This is a genomic window from Pseudozobellia thermophila (assembly GCF_900141855.1).
GTDB lineage: Bacteria > Bacteroidota > Bacteroidia > Flavobacteriales > Flavobacteriaceae > Pseudozobellia > Pseudozobellia thermophila.
This window is the reverse complement of record NZ_FQYU01000006.1, coordinates 88445-113991: the sequence shown is the minus strand read 5'-3', so window position 1 is coordinate 113991 and position 25547 is coordinate 88445. Positions and strand designations below refer to the sequence as shown.

Sequence of the window (25547 nt, the reverse complement as noted above, 5' to 3'; positions counted from 1 at the left end):
TTACAAATTTTTAAGCGCAAGTTTAATAATGTTCTCTACGCTAAGAGAAGGGTCTTGGGCAAGTACCTTGTCCACCACTTTTTCGGCAGGTCTTCTTGCGAATCCAAGAACCTCTAAAGCAGATAACGCTTCTTCTTTATTTGTATTGTTTGTCGATGCGGAAACTTCGCCAATATCGTAAACTTTAAGAATCTTGTCCCTAAGGTCCAGTATAACGCGCTGGGCCGTTTTGGCCCCGATGCCCTTTATCGATTGGATCGTAGCCACATCGCCGTTGGCTATGGCATCTCGAATTTGGGCCGGATCCAATGAAGACAACATGGTTCGGGCGATACTTGAACCGATGCCCGATACTGAGATCAACAAGCGAAAAATTTCACGCTCCGAACGCTCGGAAAAACCGAACAGGGTATGCGCATCTTCCTTTACCTGCAAATGGGTATACAGGTGTATGTTCTCGGCATCGGATAGCTTTGAAAAGGTGTGCAGGGAGATATTCACAAAATACCCTACCCCGCCACATTCGACAACGACGTAGGTCGGGGCCTTTTCTACTAATCTTCCTTTGAGATGATGGATCATGGTCAGCGTTTTTCTTTCGCTTTTTATTTTCCTGATTTGGCCCTTCTGCGTTTTTCCCGTTCTTGGGCGTCTATTACGGCTACGGCGGTCATATTCACCATTTCGTCTACACTGGCGCCCAGCTGCAATATATGCACCGACCTTCGCAAACCGACCATAATCGGCCCAATGGAATCGGCCTTATTGAGCTCCTTGAGCAATTTGTAGGTAATGTTCGCCGATTCGAGATTGGGGAATATAAGGGTATTCACTTTTCTACCCGCCAACTTTGAAAAAGGGAACTGGCTTTGAAGCAGCTCCTTGTTCAGGGCAAAGTCGGTCTGTATTTCCCCGTCGACGATCAAATCGGGATGGGTCTCGTGCAGAATGCGGACGGCCTCCCTGACTTTCTTGGCATGGGGGTGGCTCGACGACCCATAGTTGGCATAGGAAAGCAGGGCCATCACGGGTTCAAAACCGAAGGTCGCCGCCACATTGGCCGTGTTTCTGGCTATCTCGGCAAGTTCTTCGGCGGTCGGATCGATATTGATCGAGGTATCGGCCAGGAACAAGGGGCCCATGTCGGTGATCATGATATTTACCGTGGCCACTTTCTTTACGTTAGAAGCCCTTCCTATCACCTCGAAAATCGGCTTTACCACCGTGGGGTAAGCCCTCGAGTAGCCCGAGATCATTCCGTCCGCATCACCTTCAAGCACCATCATCGCCCCGAAATAGTTGCGTTCGCGCATCTTTATCTTGGCACTGTACAATGTGGTACCGCTCCGCTTTCTTTTTTCCCAAAACTTAGTGGCATAACGAATATGCTTATCCAAAAACTCATCGGATGTCGGATCTATGATAGCGATATCGGCATCGAACTCGAGCTCCTTTTTAAGTTCTAGAATAATTTCCTTGTTCCCTAAAAGAATCGGTTCGGCAATACCTTCCTCGTAAACGATTTGGGCCGCCTTAAGTACGTCTAGGTGATCGGCTTCGGCAAAAATAATGCGTTTGGCGTTCAGCTTGGCACGGTTGTGCAAAAGGCGGACCACCTTGTTATCGTTACCCGAGCGCTGCAATAGTTCTTCCCTGTACCTGTCCCAATCCTCTATGGGCTGTTCCGCGATACCGCTCTCCATGGCGGCCTTGGCCACGGCGGGGGGAATTTCGGTTATAAGCCTGGGATCAAAGGGCTTGGGTATGATGTACTCTTTGTTAAAGGTCAATCGGGTCTCGCCATAGGCGATGTTCACCTGCTCGGGCACGGGCTGTTTTGCCAAATCGGCCAGGGCCTTTACCGCCGCCATTTTCATGGCTTCGTTGATGGCCGTCGCACGCACGTCCAAAGCCCCCCTGAAAATAAAGGGAAAGCCCAGCACGTTGTTTACCTGGTTCGGATGGTCGGAACGGCCGGTGGCCATAATAATATCCTTTCTCGTTTTACAGGCCAGGTCATAGTTGATCTCGGGATTGGGGTTGGCCATGGCAAAAACGATGGGGTTATCGGCCATCGAAAGCAACATTTCGGGCGTAACGATATCGGCAATCGAGAGTCCGATGAAAACGTCGCAACCCCGCATGGCCTCCTCAAGCGTGCGGACGTCCTTATCGGTAGCGAATTCGAGTTTTGAAGGGGACAGGTTTTCGGCATCCTTTCGGATTACCCCTTTACTATCCAACATTACGATATTCTCGGCCTTGGCCCCAAAGGCCTTGTACAATTTGGTACAGGACACCGCGGCGGCCCCGGCCCCGCTGATCACAATCTGTACCTCGTCTATCTTTTTGTTCGCAAGCTCCAAGGCATTCAACAATGCCGCCGCGGAGATAATGGCCGTACCATGCTGATCGTCGTGCATTACGGGAATATTGAGCTCTTCCTTTAACCTTCGCTCGATCTCGAAGGCTTCCGGTGCCTTAATATCCTCTAGGTTGATCCCCCCAAAGGTCGGGGCGATCATTTTGACCGTCTGTACAAATTCGTCGACATCCTCGGTATCGACCTCGATATCCATTCCGTCTATATCGGCAAAGATCTTGAACAAAAGTCCCTTCCCCTCCATAACGGGCTTTGACGCTTCGGGCCCGATGTTTCCGAGGCCCAAAACGGCGGTACCGTTTGAAATTACGGCCACCAAGTTCCCCTTGGAGGTATATTTATAGGCATTGGCCTTGTCTTTTTCGATCTCCAGGCAGGGTTCGGCAACCCCGGGCGAATAGGCCAAGGCCAAGTCGCGCTGGGTAGCATAGGGCTTCGTAGGTACGATCTTTATCTTGCCGGGCTGAGGCTTTGCATGGTAGACCAAGGCCTCCCTCCTTTGTTTTTGGTTGCTCATAGTGTTCTTTTAGTTCGGGATTCAAATTTAAGGGTATTTCTTCGGATATGGCACAAAAAGATTTCCAGTTTGGCCTCGCCAAGGCTTTTGGTCTCCGGGCGGCACCCCAGGCTTCCTTTCCGGAAAGCATGCCCGACGACAGGGATGGCCCGACCAGGACACTTCCTTACAACCAAGGCCATGGGGCTAATCAACAATCGTATCCCCTTGCGGTAGCAGCTGTAGGCGCATGGCCAAAATCGCGGCGACCATAAAGAAAACCCCTCCGAAAAGTATGGCGTTTACCGCCTCGTTGTCCAAGAGGTTTTTTATTATCGGGCCGAAGGTTACCGTTTGTATGAGCATGGGAATAACGATCATCATATTGACAATACCCATGTAAACCCCTCTCCGCTCTTCGGGAATTACCCTTGAAACCATGGCATAGGGTATGCCCATCATGGCCGCCCAGCCGATGCCGAACAAAACCATGGGCAACAGTAAGACATAGGGATCGTCGATGTAGGGCATGCTCAACATGGCCATACCGGTCAGGGCCAGACTAAGTACATACACCCTTTTTGAACCGTGCCTGCCAGCGAGGGGCACCAGGGCCAGGGCCACTACCATGGTCACCAGGTTATAGGTACCGTTCATGAGTCCGGTTTGCGCCAAAGCTTGTTCCGATAGGGCCTGGATATTCTGGGCAAAGGCCATATCGTCGCTCCCTATGGGGCTACCTGCGTTGCACGCGGCCATTATCGAATCGAACCTTTCGGTATCGGCCCCGTCAATACCGAACATACTCGATCTTAGCATGGGGGTAATAAACTGCCAATACACGAAAAGGGCGTACCATTGGAACAGATAAACGCCGGCCAATCGCCACATCAGCTTGGGCATCTGGCCGATGGCCTTGTAGATTTCCACAAACGGGACAAGGACCCTTTTCGCCAAGGGTTGGCCCGCATGTTCGTTAATATGTTCCAGTTCATTGGGCGTGGGCGGGATTTCGGGAGTTTTCCAAACGGACCACAAGATGGTACCCAGTGAGGCCATGCCCCCCAGAAAAAAGGAGTAGTATACCCAAACGGGTATGGCCGACACCACCTCGGTGGCCGTAGAGCACAAGCCCGAACCCTCATTGGGCACACTGAACCAGTCTTGGAAGAGGAAGAGGGAAAAATTGGCCAAGGTAATGCCCGCCCCCACGAACAGGCTCTGCATCTGAAAACCGTAGGTCAACTGCCTGTCGGGCAGCTTGTCGCCGACAAAGGCCCTGTAGGGTTCCATGGCCGTGTTGTTGGCCGCATCCAAAATCCACAAGAGCCCCACGGCAAACCACAGATGCGAACTAAAGGGAAAGGCGAACAGGCATAGGCTGGCCACTATGGCCCCTATCAAGAAAAAGGGTTTTCTCCTGCCCCATCGAGGCGACCAGGTCTTATCGGAAATGGCCCCTATAATCGGTTGGACCAACAGCCCGGTAACGGGTCCGGCGAGATTGAGCAAGGGCAATTCTTCGTGGTGCGCCCCAAGAAAGGAAAAAATAGGGTTGATCGCCGTTTGTTGCAGGCCGAAACTGAACTGGATCCCGAAAAAACCCACGTTCATGTTCCAAATTTGCCAAAAGCTCAAGGATGGCTTCCCTATTTTCATCTTTTAAAGGTTTGATGGCTCTATTTACCTCAACAAGATACTATTTTATTTTAAGCCATTTACCTAGGGTTAGTAGGGGCAAAATTCAAAAAGTCCCCTTGCCGACTTACCACAGTTTCAATTCGGCGGCCTTCCCCTTACGGGAGAAACGTATTCGCATTTCCATAGCTTCCAGATCGATGAAGAGCTCGGCCCAATCCCCCGAATTGCTCCATTTAAGGTGAAGGGTATAAGACGGTGTCTCCATCATTTCAAATACCCCGTCGAAGGCGGGATGGTCGTTTCGCAACAGCATAAGTTTCCTAAACCTATCAAAAAATTCGCTGTCAACCCTTTCCGATATTTCCCTTTTGGTAAAGTAGTGCCTGTTGATATCCCTTCCAACATTGGTCTTTTCAAGCAGCTCCATATCGTTCCCGACCCCAAAAAGGCCTACATAATACACCTGGGGCACCCCAGGAACAAAAAATTGTATGGCCCTGGCCATCAAATAGCTTTTTTCGCTCCGACCCAAAGCCTCAAAGTACGTGCAATTTACCTGGTACAGGTCGAGATTGGAGGCCGATCCGCCCGTGGCCCTTCGGCTAGTGCCCTTGCTGTTCCCATGTATCTTATCGACTATCCGGCCTAATGCACCATCTTCGATAAGACCGGCTTTCCCTCCTTCCGAAGCCACGTCGACAATACCTATGCCGTCGTGGGTATCGAGCACGGTAATCACATTGCGCGGGGCCACGTGGAGCCATTTCTTAAGATTGGAGGCATTGCGGTTGAACAGGGTGTCTAGGACTAGCACCGGCAGGGCAAAATCGTAAACATAATCTACGCGTTTCGCTATTTCTATTTGCGTTTTGTAGTGCGAATGGATCTCTACCAATACCGAAATGCCCATGCGCCGTGCCTTCTCGCCAATCGAAGCGATAAAATCAAAGGTCTCGTCGATCATAAAGCAAGAGGTACCCGCCTTTTTGATGGCATAGCCGACAGCATCCAAGCGGACCATGGAGACCCCTGCTCCTTGAAAAACCCGTAATATGGCGTCGAGATACTTTTTCCCTTGTTCGGAACGCACATCGATATCGATTTGGTTTGGGGTAAAGGTCGTCCAGACATTTTTCTCGGTGCCATCGCTCAACGTAAACCTCGTAAACGGCAGCCCCGGCCTAGGCCGGTATATCTTGGCCAGCTCCTCTTGGGTAGGGCCATGGGGAAACACCTTATCTTCGGTAAGGATCAGGTCGTAGAACTCCGAGGCCTTTCCTCTTTGCAAATAGTCTTGAAACTGGACCGATTCCGCCGAAATATGGTTGACGATCATATCGGCCATAATATCGGTATGCCCACTAACTTGCCTTAAATCGTCCCAATCCCCGATTCGCGGATCTATCCGTGTATGGTCAATGGGGTCAAATCCCGCGTCTTGCCCATCAATGGGGGTAAAAAAAGGAAGGATGTGAACCCCTCCGAAAAGTCCCTTGAGCTCGGTTTGCAACAATGCATTTAGTTCTGAAATATTGTCGCAGCCCAAACGGTCAACGTAAGTGATCAGCTGTACTTTGTTTTGCATAGGCCAAAGAAATAATACTTGATTCGGGCCGTGTCCAAAAAAACCCGACACGGGCATTTACCGACATCTTCGGGGCAAGATAGAAAACTCGGACACCAATCCTCAGCGACAAAAAAAAAGATATCAACCGAAAACGTTAGAGGTGAAAAAAAGGTGTTTCACGGCTTCGTTTGAGCAAAGAACCGGAGACGGAACGATAAGGAAAAAGGGACGGGGGAGCTATTTTAGGAAATCGATATTTCGCTTAAGACCCGTATATTTAGTACGTTTAACGGCCGACTTTTTAAAGACCTTGCGAAACACCTCTTCGGTTATTTCCTCCCAATCCTGCCTTGTCATATCGAGCAGATCCGGATGCGGGTCGAACAAGGGTTCGCTGTGCGGTTTGGAAAATCGGTTCCACGGACAAACATCCTGGCATACATCACAACCAAAGGCCCAATCGTCGAACTTACCCCGGTAGTCCTCCGGAATCTCGTTCTTGAGCTCTATGGTAAAATAAGAGATACACTTGCTGCCATCGACCACATAAGGTTCGACAATGGCCTGGGTCGGGCAGGCATCGATGCAGGCGGTACATGTACCGCAATGGTCGGTGACCGGGGTGTCATAGGCCAATTCCAAATCGACGATAAGTTCCGCTATAAAATAAAACGACCCCACTTTTTGGGTGATTAGGTTGCTGTTCTTGCCCACCCAGCCCAAACCGCTTTTGGCGGCCCAGGCCTTGTCGAGAACCGGGGCCGAATCGACAAAGGCCCGGCCGTTCACCTCACCGATTTCGCTCGAAATAAATTCTTGCAACTGCCTTAATTTCGACTTGATGACATGGTGGTAATCTTGCCCGTAGGCATATTTTGAAATTTTGTAGCTGCCCTCGTCCTGCTTTTTTTCAGGATAGTAGTTGAGCAGGAGCGATATGACCGATTGGGCGCCATCGACCAATAAACGGGGATCCAACCGCTTATCAAAATGGTTCTCCATATACCCCATTTCACCGTGCATCCCCTTTTTGAGCCAGGTTTCCAACCGGGGAGCCTCCTCTTCCAAAAAATCGGCCTTGGATATACCGCACGACAGAAAGCCAAGGCGTTTGGCCTCGTCCTTTATCAACTTGCTGTAGTCGGCTTTTTTATTCAAGATGCTCCCAATTTAACACGGGGTGAAGTTACGATTAATGTGGGTGGGCAAAAAACTAGGCCCGGTCCATTCTTCAAAAAACTAGCGGGGTTCGAATTTTATCGGTACCTGTACGGGCTTCAACGAAATCAATGGGTTCAGCTCTATGTTTTCCAGGGGCGTCGCCAGCCTGTAGCGCCTTACCACCAGCGCTACGACCATCAACATTTCGTACATGGCGAAATTGTTGCCCACGCACATCCGCGGACCGGCCCCAAAGGGATAGTAGTAGTTGGAACAGTCTTTCTTGTTCGTGGCATCAAAGCGTTCGGGAACGAACTCCCCGGGGTTCTTCCAAAACCCTTTATGGCGGTGCAGCTCGTATATGCTCATCAACCACACCGTTCCCTTCTTGTACCCATGGCCGGCAACGGTGTCGGTTTCGAGGGCTACCCGATCTATTACATAGACCGGAGGATAGAGGCGCATGGCTTCCTCGACACACTGCCTTGTATAGCGCAATCCGTTTAAGAATGCCATCATGTCCCCATTGAAATCGATTTTCCCGACCTCTTCGTAGAGCCGTTCCTGCACCGCCTTGTGCCCGGCCAATAAAAACAGGGTAAAACTAAGGGCATTGGCCGTGGTCTCATGGCCGGCGGTAAACAGGATCAAGACTTCGTCGATCAGTTGTTTTCGCGACATGGCCCCTCCATTTTCGTACCTGGCCTTTAAGAGCATATCCAAAAGATCGTCTTTATCGTCGCCCGAGTCTACCCTTTCCTGAATAATGGCATTCAGTATTTCGCGGGCCTCCTTGGCCAGACCGAGATGCCTTCCAACCTGCCCGGAGAGGTAAAACCACCACTTTTTAAAAGGCTGCCTCATCTCTTTGATCAGCATCTCTTGGTTTGTCCCGGTTATATGCTGTAGCCTGCGCATACGGTCCCTGATATCATCGGCACTAAACAGGGATCGGGCCACCACTTGAAAAGCCAGGTCGCCCATCAAGGGAAAAACATCAAAGGTTCGGCCTGCCTCGATGCGCTGTAGCTCCCCTTCGATACCCTTGTACATAATCTGCAGGAGCCCTTCCAACTTCTTCTTGTGAAAGGCCGGTTGCACCATGCGGCGGTGAACCCGCCAAAAATCACCGTTGGCCGTGAGTATACCATGGCCTATATATTTGGCCAGGTCCTTGGTCTGCAAAGACGATTTGTAATAATTCTTATGGTTTTGTTGGAGGATGTACTTTATGGTTTCGGCATCCCGTGTAAAGACCACCTTGCCGCCCATACCGATATTGACCAAAAAGGTATCGCCGTGCTTTTCGAAATTCTCCTTATGAAAGGGAAGGGGGTTCTGAAGTATCCGCCGGCGATTTTTAAAAACCTCCCATTGGGAAACGGTAACCAAGGTTTTTTTCTTTTCGGCCATTGACGGTAACTATAAAGCAGGCTATTGCCCGTGTGAATTAAAACAAGCCTGGCTGGGTACCGGGACGGGTCTTTCCCAAATGCCTATAGGCAAGTTCGGTGACTTCGCGTCCACGCGGCGTTCTCATGATAAAGCCTTGCTGTATCAAAAAAGGTTCGTATACCTCTTCAATGGTTTCTGCGCTTTCCGATACGGCGGTCGCCAAAGTGGTGATCCCCACGGGGCCGCCCTTGAACTTATCGATGATCGTGGTCAATATCTTGTTGTCCATTTCGTCCAATCCGTGGGCATCTACGTTCAAGGCCTGCAGCCCGAACCTCGAAATCTCGATATCGATACTACCGTTGCCCTTGATCTGCGCAAAATCGCGTACCCGACGAAGCAGGGCATTGGAGATTCGCGGTGTACCCCGGCTACGTCCGGCAATTTCAATGGCCGCCTCATTGGTAATCGGCACCTTCAAGATTTCGGCACTGCGCTGTACTATGGTCGAAAGCAGCTCGGTATCGTAATACTGCAAGCGGCTCGAAATTCCGAACCGTGCCCTCATGGGGGCCGTCAACAATCCCGATCGGGTAGTGGCGCCTATCAGGGTAAAGGGGTTCAGGTTGATCTGTACCGACCGGGCATTCGGCCCCGTTTCGATCATGATATCGATCTTGTAGTCTTCCATGGCCGAGTAGAGGTACTCTTCGACGATGGGACTCAACCGGTGTATTTCGTCAATAAAGAGCACATCGCGCTCATCGAGGTTGGTCAGTAGTCCGGCCAGGTCGCCGGGCTTGTCCAAAACGGGTCCCGAGGTCACCTTGATACCTACCCCGAGCTCATTGGCGAGAATATGGGCCAAGGTCGTCTTACCCAATCCCGGAGGGCCGTGAAAAAGGGTATGGTCCAGCGCCTCGCCCCGTTGATTGGCAGCCTGAACAAATATCTTGAGGTTTTCCAAAACCTGCTGCTGCCCCGTAAAATCGTCAAAACTTATGGGCCTGAGCGCCTTTTCAATATCGATTTCCTCAGGGGAAAAATTATCGCCAGTGGGGTCTAAATACTCGTTCATACGCTAACAAAGATAACAGAAAGGAAGCATAGTTTACACAAACTACCATCAAATCAAAACCTAGGTATACCAAGGGCACCCTTATCGGTTGGATCGGTGGGCTTGTTTGAAATTAGACAAAAAATCGTAATTTCAATTTATGCAAAAGAAAACCTACTCCGCCCAACTTTTACAATACATCCCTTTCTTTTATGTCATCTGGTCCGACGACCTGGTAACCGCTTCCGAAATCAACGTGGTTCAAAATGCCCTAAAGAAAGATCCATCCTTATCAAAGGAACAAAAAGACCAACTGTTGGGTTGGTTAGATCCGGAAAGGCCGCCGAAAGCCGCCGAAATGAAAAATTGGAAGCAGACCATTTCAAGCTCACGGGTAAAATTGGTCGAAAGCGTCAATTTTCCACTGGCCATTTTCAGTCAGCGGCTGACAGCGCATTACTACCACGAGCATCCCTTTAACGAACACCTAAAGCAAATAGAAATCCACCTCGGCATACAGCCCAACCACTACAAGCATTTATTCGATGTCGAGGTAGCGCACAACCCTAATTCCGATTATTACAGTGCCCGCGAGATCGATACCTTGCTCAAGGGGAAGCACGCCAAACTTATCGACGGCTTTAGGGCGACCTTGAACGACCCTATTTTCGAATGGGACATACACCGGGACAAGGAAGATTTCAGGGAGGTGGTACTGGACCAAGTAAAATTTTTGGCCCGTAGAGACTATGGGGCCCTGGCCTACCCCGAAGCGTACGGGGGCACGTACGATATGGAAGGCTATGCCCATATGTTCGAAAACTTGATGTACGTCGACGGAAGCCTTACCATCAAGTTCGGGGTACAGTTCGGCCTTTTTGGTGGCAGCATTCAAAAACTGGGCACCAAAAAACATCACGACAAGTATTTGAACGAGGCCGGAAAAGCCGAGCTTCTAGGCTGCTTTGCCATGACGGAAACCGGGCACGGTTCGAACGTACGCGGTATAAGGACCACGGCCACGTACGACCCCGCGACCGACAGCATCGTGATCCACACCCCCGGTAAGAACGACAACAAAGAATACATCGGCAACGCGCTTCACTCGAAGATGGCATCGGTCTTTGCCCAATTGATCGTCAACGGAAAGAACCAAGGCGTCCATGCCATCCTCGTTCCTTTAAGGAATGAGGCCCATGAGCTTTTACCCGGGATTACCGTTGAGGACAATGGATACAAATTGGGACTCAACGGGGTCGACAATGGCAAGATCTGGTTCGACCAGGTCGCCGTACCCCGGGAAAACCTTTTGAACAACTATGGCGATATTGATAAAGAAGGTAACTACCACTCCCATATAAAAAATCCGAACAAAAGGTTCTTCACCATGTTGGGCACTTTGGTAGGCGGGCGAATTTGTGTAGCACGCGCAGGATTGGGCGGTGCAAAATTCGCCTTGGGCGTGGCGGTAAAGCACGCCCTGAGACGACGACAGTTCAACGACAGCATCAAGATACAGGAAGACCTGCTGATGGACTACCCTTCGCATCAACTGCGCCTTACCCCCCTGGTGGCCAGCGCGTACGTCTACCACTTCACATTGGACAAAATGATGGAATTGTATTGCGACGAGGGACAACCCGACAAGCGGGTGGTCGAGACCCAGGTCGCCGGACTCAAGTCGATCATCACCTGGTATGCCAACCAAAGCATTCAGGAGTGCCGTGAAGCCTGTGGTGGCAAGGGTTATCTTTTAGAGAACCGCATAGCCGACCTCAAGGGCGATGTTGACATCTTTACCACCTTCGAGGGCGACAATACCGTACTGCTCTTGTTGGCGGCCAAGGGGGTGCTATCTGATTTCAAGGCAGAATTCAACAGTGCCGGTTTTACATCGGTGCTCAAAATTTTGGGCATGCAACTGAACGACACCCTGACCACGATCAACCCCGTTTACACAAACAAGGTCGACAAGGAGCATCTGTACAACCCGAAGTTCCACAAACACGCCTTTAACTATCGCACCAAGCGACTGACCTATACCTTGGCCATGCGCATACGCAACTACATCAAACAGGGCATGCCCTCTTACCAGGCCTTCTTAAAGGTGCAGACGCATTTGCTGGCCCTTGGCAAGGCCTATAGTGTAGAACTGGCCTACAACACCTTCACCGATTACGTGGGCCAAATGCCCGAGGGCAAGTACAGAAACCTATTTGAAAAATTGGGCACCCTCTACGCCTTGCACGAAATTAGAAAAGATGCCGAATGGTTTCTCGAGCAGGGTTATTTGGGCGGGAACAAATCGAAGGCGATCCGTCAGCGGGTAGAGCGCCTATGTACCGAACTTCGCCCCCATATCGAAGTGTTGGTAGATGGCTTTGGCATACCCGAACACTGTATGAGCGCCCCGATAGCCCGTTGAAAGGGCCGTTATTTCTCCTTGAGCAGTTTTGATGTATCGCCAAACCCATGTATCGTAATCGCCGGGCTTCCGTACAGATGGGTTTCGGAAGAACCCTTCGAACTCAATTCAAGTTCTTCTTGGGCGTTGACATAGGCCTTGGAACCGTCCTGTAAATTCAGATAGACCCTGTTGCCCTCGAGTTTTTCTCCCTTAAAACTGGAACTTTCAAAAAGGTTGAGATGAAGTTCATCAGTCGTGCCTTCCATTTTGACCGATGCATTCTTATACATTTTCACACTGCTTACATCGCTCACCGAATAGATTTTAACATCGATTCTATCTTTTAATACAAGGTTCGTTTCCCCGGCGTCCAGGTTAAACTCCCCCGAGCTGTTGCCCTCCATGTTTATGTTGACAATTTGGGCGTCGGCATTGAGTTGAAGTTTCGCCGAATCATAGGTATTGACATAAAGTTCGTCCGAATTGATGGTCCCCTCCATGACGACACGTCCGTCGTAAAGGGTAATCGCCTCCAGATAATTATAGTATACGGTAATATCGAGTTTCTTTTTACGAGTGATTTTGTAGTAGGCGCTAATTACCAAGGTACTGTCCTCTACACTGAACTTGAGCACATCGATAAGGTTGTCGTCGGCGGTAACCGCATACCCCTCCCGGGCACCGTCCTGCAAGCGGATCTCGAGGTCGTCCTTTAGCTCGATAGCGTTGAAGGGCGGCAGGTCTACCTGATAATCCATTACATTTTTATTACCCTTTATCTTGGGTTTACGCTGGGCGCTTGCCTGCAGGCAAAGGGCCAAAGCCATACCCAAAACCAAATATCTCATCATTTTCATAGCGTATATCGTATTGTAAAGCCGTTGAGCATCGCACCAACGGCAGCCTGCCCCCTTAGACCCATTGCCCATCGTAGCGCGGACAAACTAAGATATCAAAAAAAATGCCCAACTGTTAAAGCTGGACATTATTATTTGAGTTAGTGAATTTCTAATGTTGCAATTCCTCTTCACCTTCCTGAAGCGGAACGGTCTGTGGAATAAAGTCCTGTCCCGCAATTACGTATTCCCCGTTCTCATCGACCTTACTGTAATCGTAGGCCCAACGATGAACCTCGGGTATGGCACCGGGCCAGTTACCGTGAATGTGTTCCTGTGGGGTCGTCCATTCCAGGGAGTTGGCTTTCCATGGGTTTTTCGGACCGACCTTACCGTAAAAAATACTTCTTACAAAGTTAAAGGCGAATACCAGTTGTACCAAGGCCGTAATAATGGCAAATACCGTCATTAAAACCTGAATATCGGTCAACTCGTCAAACATCGGGAACGCCGTGTTTTCGTAATAACGTCTCGGCACCCCTGCCATACCCACGAAGTGCATCGGGAAGAATACCCCGTAGGAGCCGATTGCAGTGACCCAAAAGTGGACATAGCCCAAATTCTTGTTCATCATCTTACCCTCGAACATTTTAGGGAACCAGTGATAGATGCCCGCAAACATTCCATAAAGGGCGGAGATACCCATTACCAAGTGGAAGTGTGCAATTACGAAATACGTATCGTGCACGTTGATATCGAGGGTACTATCACCCAAGATGATACCCGTAAGACCTCCGGTAATAAATGTAGATACCATACCGATGGAGAACAGCATTGCGGGGTTCATTTGCAGGTTACCCTTCCAAAGCGTGGTAATCCAGTTAAAGGCCTTTACCGCTGAAGGTATGGCGATCAACAAGGTAGTAAAGGTAAACACAGATCCCAAAAACGGATTCATACCCGAAACAAACATGTGGTGACCCCAAACAATGGTAGACAGGAAGGCAATGGCCAAAATCGAGGCGATCATGGCACGGTAACCGAATATGGGTTTTCTGGCATTAACAGCCATTACTTCGGAAACGATACCCATCGCCGGCAAGATTACAATATATACCTCTGGGTGGCCCAAGAACCAGAACAGGTGCTCGTACAATACCGGAGAACCTCCCTGATAGTGAAGTACTTCGCCTTGAATAAATATATCGGAAAGGAAGAACGATGTACCGAAACTTCTATCCATGATCAACAACAAGGCGGCCGACAAAAGAACCGGGAAGGAAACCACACCGATAATGGCCGTAACGAAAAATGCCCAAATGGTCAAGGGCAACCTTGTCATCGACATTCCCTTGGTCCTGAGGTTAAGTACCGTTACAATGTAGTTCAACGACCCCAATAAGGACGAAGCGATGAATATGGCCATCGACACCAACCAAAGGGTCATACCCATACCCGAACCCGGCTGGGCCATGGGCAGGGCGCTCAAAGGTGGATAAATCGTCCATCCAGCGGCGGCCGGACCCGCCTCAACGAACAGGGAACACACCATAATGACCGAGGAGATAAAGAACAGCCAATACGAGACCATGTTCAAAAATCCGGAAGCCATATCGCGCGCACCGATCTGCAACGGAATCAACAAGTTACTGAAGGTACCGCTCAAACCCTGTGTAAGAACGAAGAAAACCATTAAGGTACCGTGAATGGTGACCAAGGCGAGATACACATCGGCATCCATAACCCCTTCCGGTGCCCATTTACCCAATAGGGCCTCGAACACACCAAAGGATTCTCCCGGCCATGCCAATTGCATGCGGAACAAAATAGACATTGCAATACCCACGACCCCCATTATCAAACCAGTAATCAAAAACTGTCTAGAAATCATTTTATGATCCTGGCTGAAAATATATTTGGTCACAAAGGTTTGTTTGTGATGGTGCGCATGGTCATCATGTGCATGGTCATCTACGTGTGCATGTGCTGTAACGGACATAATCTCTATTTTATTAATTTTCTTTTATAGCTTAACTACCAATAGGAACCTACTCTACTTCAACAATTTCAATTAGTCAACCGTATTCATTGCGGTTTGGGCCGTGTTTTGTTTTAAAACCGTTTCCGCAAAGGTCTTTTGTTCGGCCATCCAGGCGTCGTATTCCTCTTGTGTTTCAACTATAATCTTCATTTGCATATTGTAGTGCGATTTACCGCAAATCTTGTTACACAACAAAATATAATCAAATTCCCATGGGTCGGAATTATCTTCCCCGTTGGCCGCCCTTTCGGCCCTGATCTCGTTGGTGCGTTTCACCTTATCGCGCACGTCGGGATTCTGGCGCATCTCTTCGGTGGTGTAGATCGGGGTAAAGGAGAACTCCGTAATCATACCCGGAACACAGTTCATCTGTGCCCTAAAGTGTGGCATATAGGCCGAGTGGAGCACGTCTTGCGAACGCATCTTGAAATTGACCTTTCTACCTACGGGCAGATGTATTTCCTTTACAATGATATCATCGGCTGCATAGGTATCGGATTCGTCGACACCCAGTACGTTGGCCTTGTCGATATCGATCATTCTAACGTTGGCATCGCCCAAGACATTATCGTTGCCCGCATACCTTGCCGTCCAACTAAACTGCTGTGCGTACAATTCGACCACGATCGGATCGTCCTCGTCATTAATATCCATAATGGTGGTCCATGTGTAGAGTCCCCAAAGGATAAGTCCGGCCAGTACGATTACGGGAATAATGGTCCAGATAAACTCCAAACGATCATTATCGGCGTAGAACAAGGCCTTTCTTCCTTCCTTACCGCGGTATTTGAAGCCGAAATAGTGCAACAGGGCCTGGGTAATGGTCTGTACTATAAAGATAATGACCATGGATACCAACAAGAGTCCATCGTAATCCTGTCCGTGTTCCGAAGCCGCTTCGGGCAACAAAAACTTGGAATAATTCCAAAAGCTGAAGATGGTAATCCCGTAAATGAATATCAAGAAAGCAAACAACAGATAACCATTGGTCTTGTTATCGGAATCGTTGGCAATTTGGGAGGATTCGGCCTTAAGTTGAGACAATTCGAAAATTTTGGTCATTTGCCAAATCGCAATTGCCACTAATGCCAAAACCGCTAAAATCAATACTGTAGTCATCGTATGCTCTACTATTATACGTTAAAATTACTTTAATAATGAAAATGCCTGCTCTCTTCGATAAACGGATTACGTTTAGGCTGTAACGGTGCCGAAGCAAGTGCCCTGAATACCCAAAAGATAAACAGACCGGCAAAGAACAATATGGCACCCAATTCCGAAATACCGATCGACCATTGGTCCCCTACGGTCGCCGGCATAATCATATTGAAAATATCCAAATAATGTCCTGCAAGGATAACGATTCCTGCCAAAACCACGAACCAGTTAATACGCTTGTAATCGCTGTTCATAAGCAACAATAGCGGGAATACGAAGTTCATGGCCACCATGCCGAAGAAAGGCAATCGGTAATCGGCTATTCTAGTAACGTAATACGTTACCTCTTCCGGAATGTTGGAATACCAGATCAACATAAACTGCGAGAACCACAGGTAGGTCCAGAAGATACTGATACCGAACATAAACTTGGCCAAGTCGTGGATATGGCTATCGTTAACATCGGGCAACAAGCCCTTTGACTTCAAGTAAATGGTCACCATGGCGATAACGGTAATGCCCGACACGAACATACTTGCGAACACGTACCAACCGAAGAGCGTACTGAACCAGTGTGGATCGACGCTCATGATCCAATCCCACGACATCATCGACTCGGTCACCAAATAGAAGACCAAGAAACCTGCAGACCACCTAAAATTCAGTTTAAAATTGGTATTGTCGTCCGACTCATCCTGACGCAATGACAACTTTCGCGAGTATTCGCGGTAAAATATCCATCCGCCCAGGAACAATGCAGCCCTGATCAGGAAGAAGGTAGGGTTAAGGTAGCCCACCTTGCCCTGGATCAGCTCATCGTGTGCAACGACATCGGGATCCATCCAAACAAAAAGATGGTTCATGTGCAACACGGAAAGCACCAAGATGACGAACACTATGATGCCGCCCGGCACCAGATAAGCCGTTATACCTTCCATAACCCTGAACAACAAGGGAGACCATCCGGCCTGTGCGGCCCGTTGAATGGCATAAAAGGCCAATACCCCCAAGGCGATCATAAAGAAAAAGAAGGCGCCCACGTACAGTGCGGCCCAAGGCTTGTTCATCAACTGGTGCAACAGGTGCTCGTCGTGAGAGGCATCGTGCTCCCCGCCATGTGCAGCGGCCGCATCCCCGTGTCCCGCTTCGGCGCCGTGGCCACCATGGCCATCGTCATGACTGGCCACTATGGCCTTTGCCTCTTCGACGGTAGTGGGTGCACTGATAAAGCCTATGGCAATTCCCAAAAAGCCCACTGCCATTAAAATAAAGGAACCTATCTTTAATCTGTTTGAAAACGTATACATATCGTCTTTCTAGGTATTATTTCGTTAATTCTCCTTTCAATTCCATTACATACTCGGAAACCTGCCACATTTCCTCGGTGCTCAATTGCGAGGCATACGAGCCCATGGAATTCAAGCCGTATTGAACGGTGTGCATGGCGGTTCCAACGGTAATGTTCCTGGCCGCATCCGCGTAGCTGGGAACACCCAAAATCTTTTCGCGTTTTACCAAAGTACCCTGGCCGTCGCCTTTGTCACCGTGGCAGATGGCACAATAAATGGTGTACAACTCGGCTCCCTTTGCCAAATTCTCGTCGCGCTTCAAGGAGTCGAGCGGACTTGTGGCCAAACGGGCCAGTTCCTTGCCTTCCAAGGTATTTTCATACGGATAGGGCATCCATCCCCTGGGAATCGTATGATCAGGGGGAAGCATGGCCTCTTGGCTATTTGGCAAAAAATCTACCTTGGCGTATGGTTCGTAGCCAACCGCTTCATACATGTTGGGCATATATTGAAAGTTCGGCTCTTGTTTATCGCTCCAGCAGGATACCAATAAGAATAAACTGGCAAAAGCAAGCGCTATTTTACTAAAACTGTTCATACTCAATGACTGTTTTTTTCCATTACGTTGATCTCAACTGCTCCGGTATCCATCAACAATTCGGTTAATTCCTTTTCGCTACCGTGTACCTCGATTTCCATCAAAAAGTGATCGTCGGTAGTACGCACATCCGGATTTTCGGCCTTTTTGAAGGGCCAAAGCCTACTTCTCAAATAGAAGGTGATCACCATTAAGTGCGCCGCAAAAAATACGGTCAACTCGAACATAATAGGCACGAATGCCGGCAAGTTCTCCAAATAGCTAAAGCTCGGTTTACCCCCGATATCCTGTGGCCAATCCTCGATCATGATGTAGTTCATCATCGTAATCGCAACGGTCAAACCAACACAGCCGTACAGGAAGGATGTAATCGCAATTCTCGTCGGGGCAAGCCCCATGGCCTTGTCCAAGCCGTGTACCGGAAAGGGACAATAGACCTCCTCGATGTGATGCTTAGCTGCTTTTACTTTTTTAACTGCATGCATCAATACATCATCATCGTTGTAATATGCATGTATCATTTTAGACGCCATAGCTATTTCTTATTGTTTAACAATATGGCCTGACCGGCCCAATCATCGCGTTGTGCCCTTCCTGGGAAGGAACCCGTTATCGAATCCAATAGATCGTATTCCTTTTCGGTCATTCTACCCACTTGGGCGAAGGTATATATCCCTATTTCGTTAAGGGTGGCTTCCATTTGGGGGCCTATTCCCTTTATTTTCTTAAGGTCGTCAGGGGTTTCCGTTGCCGCATCAAAGGTACCGATGGAGCTCAACAAATCGTTTACACCGGATTTATCGACCACCACGGGAGGAACTTCATCGCTTGCCGCATCATGGGCAGCCACAACCTTGACAGCCGAAGCCGGGGTTCTTTCGATCTTGTACAAGGGCTCACCGGCATCCCTCAACTTCTTATATCGGTCTCCGGAGGATTTCAAGATAGACTTCACCTCTGCCTGTGCGATAACCGGGAAGGTACGTGAATATAGAAGGAACAACACAAAGAAGAATCCTATGGTACCAATAAATATTCCGATATCGACAAAGGTTGGGGAGAACATCGTCCAAGAAGACGGTAGGTAATCCCTGTGAAGCGAGGTTACGATGATCACGAACCGCTCGAACCACATCCCTATGTTCACCACGATGGAGATAAAGAAAGAGAACATAATACTGGTTCTCAACTTCTTGAACCACATAAACTGTGGAGAGAACACGTTACAGGTCATCATCGACCAATAGGCCCACCAATAAGGTCCGGTCGCCCTGTTCAAGAACGCATACTGCTCGTATTCGACTCCGGAGTACCAAGCCACGAAGAGCTCGGTAATGTAGGCACATCCTACAATAGACCCCGTAATCATGATCACAATGTTCATCAGTTCTATGTGCTGTAGGGTAATATAGGCCTCCAGGCTACACACCTTTCTCATGATGATCAGCAGCGTGTTCACCATGGCGAATCCGGAGAAAATCGCACCCGCCACAAAGTAGGGAGGGAAAATGGTCGTATGCCAACCGGGTATTACCGAGGTAGCAAAGTCAAAGGATACGATGGTGTGTACCGAAAGTACCAGTGGCGTAGCCAAACCGGCCAATACCAAAGACACCTCTTCAAAACGTTGCCAATCTTTTGCACGACCGCTCCATCCAAAGCTCAACAAACTGTATATCTTCTTTTGAAAGGGAAGCACCGCACGGTCACGGATCATGGCGAAATCGGGCAAGAGGCCTGTCCACCAGAACACCAACGACACCGATAGGTAGGTCGATATCGCGAACACGTCCCAAAGCAAGGGCGAGTTAAAGTTCACCCACAACGAACCGAATTGGTTGGGTATGGGCAATACCCAGTACGCCAACCAGGGGCGCCCCATGTGAATGATTGGGAACAAACCAGCCTGAACCACCGAGAAAATCGTCATCGCCTCCGCCGAACGGTTGATGGCCATTCTCCATTTTTGACGGAACAACAATAGTACGGCAGAAATCAAGGTACCGGCATGACCGATACCAACCCACCATACGAAGTTGGTAATATCCCAAGCCCAGTTGACGGTCTTGTTAAGACCCCATGTACCGATACCGGTAGATATAGTATAGATTATGCAACCAATACCCCACAAAAATGCCACGAATGCAATGGAAAAAACTATCCACCAGTGCTTATTGGCCCTTCCTTCAACCGGAGCGGAAATGTCCACACTTACATCATGGTAGCCTTTGTCCCCGATCACTAAGGGTTTTCGTATAGGTGCTTCGTAATGCGACGCCATATAATTCTGTTATAGTTGTTTACTTAAATACGGGTTGTTATGCTTCGTTCGTATTTCTCACTTTTACGTGATAGAACACATTTGGTTGAGTACCCACATGCTCCAACAAATGGTACATGCGATCGCTCCCTGCCAATTCGGCAACCTTGCTTTCCTTGTCGTTAACGTCTCCGAAAACCATTGCCCCAGTGCTACAGGCCGCGGAACATGCGGTTTGGAATTCGCCATCCTTGACCGTCCTACCATCCCGCTTGGCGTCGAGTATGGTCTTCTGTGTTTTCTGGATACACATCGAACATTTCTCGATAACACCGCGCGACCGAACATTGACGTCGGGGTTCAATACCATTTTACCCAGGTCGTTGTTCATATGAAAATCGAACTCATCGTTATTGTTGTACAAGAACCAGTTGAAGCGACGAACTTTGTACGGGCAGTTGTTGGCACAATACCTTGTACCCACACACCTGTTGTACGCCATATGGTTCTGCCCCTGACGGCTATGTGAGGTTGCGGCAACAGGACAAACCGTCTCACACGGAGCGTGGTTACAGTGCTGGCACATTACCGGCTGAAAAGCCACTTGGGGATTATCGGCGGGATCTTCCAATTGGCCAAATCCGCCCAAGGAACCATTATCGCCACTAAGACCTTCGAATCCGTCCTTTTTGATATTGTCTTCCTCGAAAGTATCTTCGGACGAATAGTACCTATCGATACGCAACCAGTGCATATCCCTACTCTTTCTCACTTCCTGCTTTCCTACAACGGGAACGTTGTTCTCGGCATGACAGGCAATAACACATGCACCACAACCGGTACAGGCATTAAGGTCTATTGACAGGTTGAAGTGATGCCCTATGGAGCGGTCGAAACTATCCCATAGGTCGACCGAGGTGGCCGGCACTTCCTGGTGGTCCAAAGAAACCTGTGGAACGGGGTTCCATTCCGCATGGTCTTTGGTGTTGAATATTTCAAGGGTAGTTTCCTTAATGATGTCACCCCTACCCATCAATGTCTTGTGAAGCTGCAGACAAGCAAATTCGTGGGTACCGGACGCCTTCTCTATTGTGGCCGCCTGGACACTTTTAAAATCCTGATACAGCTGATAGGCATTTACACCGGTCTGCATCTCGGGTTTCATGCCCACTTTCTTGCCATAGCCAAATGAAAGTCCGATAGAACCCACCGCTTGACCCGGCTGTATAATCACGGGCACATTGCTCAACGTAACCCCGTTCACGGTAATATTCGCATAACTACCGTTCAGGCCACCGTTGGCCACGTGGTAGTTCTCCAAACCGATACGTTCGGCATCGGCCTTGGAAACGGTCACATAGTTATCCCATGAAACCCTGGTAATCGGATCGGGAAACTCTTGCAACCAAGGGTTGCTGGCCTGACGACCATCGCCCATACCCGTCTTAGGGTACAAGGTCAGTTCCATACCGCCCCCACTGGTGGCATTGGTCAGGTTTTTAATCGCACTTGCAATAGAAACCACACCTACGGCGCTTTCCCCGGCCGACTCCTGTCCTTCCTTGTCCCCTGCCTCGGGGCTGGCATCTTGCGGATCGGCATCGGTCTCAGGGGCCACGGCGCCCGAACCTGCGACAAACACCCCGTCATGAAGGGCCTTGTTCCAGTCACCTCCGTTCAAGACATCGGTATTCCAAGTGTCCTTTATATACTCGTAGTACGTTTTGTCGGAGCCCAACCATTTCAACAAGGAAGCTTGAAACTGTCGTGTATCGAACAGCTCCCTAATGGTTGGCTGCATCAAACTAAATTGTCCCTTTTTGATCTGCAGGTCGCCCCAAGACTCCAAATAGTGGTTGGCCGCGGCGGTATATTGTACGACCTCCGTCGTTTCGTTCCAGTTTGTAGAAAAGGCAAGCGAAAGACCGACCTTTTCGATTCCGGCCTTAAACTCGGCGGCATTGGGCAGGGTATACATCGGATTAACACCATCCATGATCAAGGCACCTACCTTACCGGCATTCATATCGGCAATAAGGGTTTTTACAGCCTCGGCCTTGCCCTGTCTAACGTAACGGGGCGAAGCGGGATCGAAAGCCTTACTACCCAACATCTCGTTAATGGCCAAGACCACGGTTTGGGCATCGACGTCGTCAAGACCCGTTACCACCACCGCATTGCTTTCATTACTTTTTATCTGCTTGACAACAGCATCTATTGCGGCCTGCACTTCATTAGGAAGCTCTCCGCCGACGCTTGTATTGTTCAGCTTGGCATACAATTGGGCCAAGGCAATCTTTTGCTGCATCGGGGTCAGGCGAATACGCTTGTCGGCATTTGCCCCGGAAAGCGTCATATTGGCCTCGAACTGAACATGTCGGGACATCTTTCCGTTTTTGGGCACCCGGCCCTTGGCATAACCGGCATCATAGCCCCCTCCTTGCCAATCCCCAAGGAAATCGGCCCCGAAGGAAACAATCAATCCTGCCTTCCCAAAATCGTAATCGGCCAAGGCACGTTCACCATACTTCGCCTCAAAGGCATCCAATGCAGAACTCTCGGAGATAGCATCGTAAACCACATGGTTTACGTTACCGTAGGCCGCCTTGAACTCGGCGATTAGACGGGCCGTTGACGGACTTGCATAGGTCTGCGTCAACAAAGCGATCTGCTGACCCGAGTCCCTCAAACTTCCCAGTTTGGCCTTGACGGCCGCATCGATGGCACTCCACTCGACGGGCTCCCCATTGGCCAGGGGACCCTGCAGTCGGGTGCTATCGTACAAAGAAAGTACGGAAGCCTGCACGCGCGCATTGGCGGCGGCGCCGACTACGGCATCCTTATTGTTCTCGACCTTGATAGGCCTACCCTCACGGGTTTTTATCAAAATACTCGCAAAGTCAAATCCATCGGCAATGGAAGTAGCATAATAATTTGCCACCCCCGGCACAATGTTTTCCGGTTGCACTACGTAAGGAATAGACTTGTTCACCGGTCCTTGGCAAGCCGCCAAGGAAGCCGCTGCGGTACTGAAACCAACATACTTGAGAAAATCCCTCCTATTGGTAGTGGTTTCCGACAAGTTCTCCTTATCACCCAAGAAGTCATCGACCGGAATCTCTTCCACGAACTCGTCTTGCCTTAGCGCCTCAACAATGGAATCGTCGGGATTTAACTCCGCCTCGCTTTTCCAATATCTTTTGTTTGATGCCATACGTCTCTATGTAATTAGCTACTCTTTCTTATTCGATTAATAGTGGCATTTTCCACATTCAAGTCCACCCATTTGCGCAGCGGTCAACTGCTCTACACCGTACTTTTTGGAAAGCTCGGCATGGATTTTCTCATAGTACTCGTTACCTTCGATCTTCACATTGGTTTCCCTGTGACAATTGACACACCATCCCATGGTCAAAGGAGCGTACTGGTACATGACCTCCATTTCCTCGACAGGCCCATGACATTGCTGACACTCGATTCCGGCCACACTCACGTGCTGCGAATGGTTAAAGTATGCAAAATCGGGAAGGTTGTGGATCCGCACCCACTCGACCGGCTGGGTCTCCCCCGTATACCTTTGGTTCTCTTCGTCCCAACCCACTGCGGCGTATAGTTTTTGGATTTCCTTATTGTAATCGACCCCGTACTCGGCCTTTCCTTCGGCCAAGGTCTCGTCGGAAACCTGATAGATCGACTTATGACAGTTCATACAAACGTTAAGGGAAGGAATTCCGGAAGTCTTGGAAACCCGTGCGGAAGAGTGGCAATACTTACACTCTATCTTATTGTCCCCAGCATGGATCCTATGCGAATAATGTATGGGCTGAACAGGCTGATAACCTTGATCCACACCCACCTGCATCATCCAACCGTACACGAAGTAAGCACTGCCCAAAAGCAATATGACCACCGTGACCAATACCAAAAACTGGTTATCGGCAAACGCCTTCCACAAGGGCTTGCGCTTTTCGGACAATTCCTTTTCGAGAACCACCCCGTTCGCCTCGGCAATACGGCGCAGTGTCCTGTTCACCAAAAGCAACATCACCACCAACAGACCGAAGACCAGGACCAAGGCCCCTAGGACAAGCTCATTGGATATTCCGGAACCATCGCCGGAACCTTGACCACCTGCTGCAGCATCGGTCGCCGTCGCAGTAGCGGCCGGAGCCGGTGGCGGAGCTGCGGTATAGGCCAAAATATTATCTATATCCTCATTCGACAAAGTCGGGAACGGCGTCATGGCCGCCTGGTTGTATTCATTATAGATCTTATTGGCATATGCGTCACCGGAAGCGATCAGACCCGGACTGTTCTTTATCCAGCTGTACAACCACTCACGGTCCAAACCTTCGTCTTCCGCCAGCCGCGATTCGACATTGGCCAAGGCGGGACCGGTCATCTTACGGGTCAAGGAGTGACAAGCGGCGCAGTTTTGATTAAAAAGCGCCTTTCCGGCAGCCGGATCGCCACCAGTCGCGGCAGCTGCCTCGGTTTGTTCAGAGCCTCCTTCTGACGAAGCCTCTTCCTGAGCAAAGATAGAAGTGGAAAGCAGTAGGAAAAATAATACAGTTATACCTAGAATCTTAGAAATTGGATGGCGGTACGGAACCTTTTTCATATGGATTTTATTTCTATCACATTTTGGCACGATAATTTCAGGTACATCTGAATATCCTTTATTTTATCGGTGCTAAAATTGATGGCAAAAATACGACATTGACTTTATTTTGAAAATGTTAAAGGATTGATAATTGATAATTTATAATTATTCTAAATAACTTGCGAACACCATTGTTTGTTCGATAAAAATCTACTTTTGCATAAAACGGTAAGACCCAATAATTTCCCTCAAATGAAAACGACTTTTATTTCCATAATCAGCTTTTTTTCGGTTGCGGCAATTTCTGCACAACAAGGCAATGTCAATATTGTGCAGGACCAAAAAATTACGGAATTGTTGAAAATTTACAAGACGGCGAACGAAAGTTCCGACTACTATCGCATTCAAGTAGGATTCGGTTCCTATGCGACGGCGCAGAACATCCAGGCCAAGGTTCAGGAAGATTTTCCCGAACTGTTTTCAAAAATAGATTTCGACTCACCCACCTACCGGGTCAGGGTCGGGCGCTTTAAGGACAAATTGACAGCGGAGCGAAAATTTGCCGAAGTGCGGAAAAAATATCCCGATGCGATGTTGCTACAACCAAAAAAATCGACCCGATAGGTCGATTTTTTTTTGCTATAGCTATTTAAGC

18 protein-coding genes are annotated in these 25547 nt (G+C 49.2%); 2 read left to right on the top strand and 16 right to left on the bottom strand.

From position 1 onward, the window contains the following. From ruvA to ruvB, 7 genes are all read right to left on the bottom strand, one after another. Positions 1-582, bottom strand: coding sequence for a Holliday junction branch migration protein RuvA (gene ruvA / locus BUB37_RS14960; protein ID WP_072994635.1), 582 nt, complete (start codon positions 580-582; stop codon positions 1-3). 23 nt (positions 583-605) lie between these two features. Next, positions 606-2900 (bottom strand): NADP-dependent malic enzyme, encoded by a 2295-nt coding sequence (locus BUB37_RS14955; protein WP_072994634.1) that lies wholly within the window; start codon positions 2898-2900, stop codon positions 606-608. 186 nt (positions 2901-3086) lie between these two features. Then, positions 3087-4538 (bottom strand): MFS transporter, encoded by a 1452-nt coding sequence (locus BUB37_RS14950; protein WP_072994633.1) that lies wholly within the window; start codon positions 4536-4538, stop codon positions 3087-3089. A gap of 106 nt (positions 4539-4644) precedes the next feature. After that, positions 4645-6105, bottom strand: coding sequence for a sucrose phosphorylase (gtfA, locus tag BUB37_RS14945; RefSeq protein WP_072994632.1), 1461 nt, complete (start codon positions 6103-6105; stop codon positions 4645-4647). A gap of 219 nt (positions 6106-6324) precedes the next feature. Next, positions 6325-7245, bottom strand: coding sequence for a tRNA epoxyqueuosine(34) reductase QueG (queG, locus tag BUB37_RS14940; RefSeq protein WP_072994631.1), 921 nt, complete (start codon positions 7243-7245; stop codon positions 6325-6327). An 81-nt stretch (positions 7246-7326) separates the two neighbouring features. Continuing rightward, positions 7327-8661 carry a cytochrome P450 gene (locus BUB37_RS14935; RefSeq protein ID WP_072994630.1) on the bottom strand — a complete coding sequence of 445 codons (1335 nt, stop codon included), beginning with the start codon at positions 8659-8661 and terminating at the stop codon, positions 7327-7329. Between the two features lie 37 nt (positions 8662-8698). Continuing rightward, positions 8699-9721 carry a Holliday junction branch migration DNA helicase RuvB gene (ruvB, locus tag BUB37_RS14930; RefSeq protein WP_072994629.1) on the bottom strand — a complete coding sequence of 341 codons (1023 nt, stop codon included), beginning with the start codon at positions 9719-9721 and terminating at the stop codon, positions 8699-8701. A 139-nt stretch (positions 9722-9860) separates the two neighbouring features. Between ruvB and BUB37_RS14925 the strand changes: the two genes are divergently transcribed. Further along, positions 9861-12125 carry an acyl-CoA dehydrogenase family protein gene (locus tag BUB37_RS14925; RefSeq protein ID WP_072994628.1) on the top strand — a complete coding sequence of 755 codons (2265 nt, stop codon included), beginning with the start codon at positions 9861-9863 and terminating at the stop codon, positions 12123-12125. A gap of 8 nt (positions 12126-12133) precedes the next feature. Here BUB37_RS14925 and BUB37_RS14920 read toward each other — a convergent pair whose 3' ends face one another. The 9 genes from BUB37_RS14920 to BUB37_RS14880 all read right to left on the bottom strand — a co-directional run bounded on the left by BUB37_RS14920 (position 12134) and on the right by BUB37_RS14880 (position 24910). Then, on the bottom strand, positions 12134-12964 hold the full coding sequence (locus tag BUB37_RS14920) for a GIN domain-containing protein (protein ID WP_072994627.1): 831 nt from the start codon (positions 12962-12964) through the stop codon (positions 12134-12136). 151 nt (positions 12965-13115) lie between these two features. Further along, a complete protein-coding gene (locus BUB37_RS14915; protein ID WP_072994626.1) occupies positions 13116-14942 on the bottom strand; it encodes a cytochrome c oxidase subunit I in 1827 nt (608 codons plus the stop codon). Between the two features lie 72 nt (positions 14943-15014). Then, complete coding sequence (locus tag BUB37_RS14910) at positions 15015-16103, bottom strand: cytochrome c oxidase subunit II (RefSeq protein ID WP_072994625.1); 1089 nt, start codon at positions 16101-16103, stop codon at positions 15015-15017. Positions 16104-16135: 32 nt separating this feature from the next. After that, positions 16136-17449 carry a quinol:cytochrome C oxidoreductase gene (locus BUB37_RS14905; RefSeq protein ID WP_072994624.1) on the bottom strand — a complete coding sequence of 438 codons (1314 nt, stop codon included), beginning with the start codon at positions 17447-17449 and terminating at the stop codon, positions 16136-16138. A gap of 16 nt (positions 17450-17465) precedes the next feature. Further along, positions 17466-18029 carry a c-type cytochrome gene (locus tag BUB37_RS14900; protein WP_072994623.1) on the bottom strand — a complete coding sequence of 188 codons (564 nt, stop codon included), beginning with the start codon at positions 18027-18029 and terminating at the stop codon, positions 17466-17468. 2 nt (positions 18030-18031) lie between these two features. Beyond that, positions 18032-18562, bottom strand: a complete 531-nt coding sequence (locus tag BUB37_RS14895) for a DUF3341 domain-containing protein (protein WP_072994622.1) — start codon at positions 18560-18562, stop codon at positions 18032-18034. A 2-nt stretch (positions 18563-18564) separates the two neighbouring features. Further along, positions 18565-20310 (bottom strand): NrfD/PsrC family molybdoenzyme membrane anchor subunit, encoded by a 1746-nt coding sequence (nrfD, locus tag BUB37_RS14890; protein ID WP_072994621.1) that lies wholly within the window; start codon positions 20308-20310, stop codon positions 18565-18567. Positions 20311-20347: 37 nt separating this feature from the next. Beyond that, a complete protein-coding gene (locus BUB37_RS14885) occupies positions 20348-23503 on the bottom strand; it encodes a TAT-variant-translocated molybdopterin oxidoreductase (protein ID WP_072994620.1) in 3156 nt (1051 codons plus the stop codon). Positions 23504-23539: 36 nt separating this feature from the next. Then, on the bottom strand, positions 23540-24910 hold the full coding sequence (locus tag BUB37_RS14880) for a c-type cytochrome (protein ID WP_072994619.1): 1371 nt from the start codon (positions 24908-24910) through the stop codon (positions 23540-23542). A 234-nt stretch (positions 24911-25144) separates the two neighbouring features. On the opposite strand from BUB37_RS14880, the gene BUB37_RS14875 reads away from it, so the two are divergent. Beyond that, entirely contained in the window at positions 25145-25516 is a 372-nt protein-coding gene (locus BUB37_RS14875) for an SPOR domain-containing protein (RefSeq protein WP_072994618.1), read from the top strand. Positions 25517-25547: the final 31 nt, after the last annotated feature.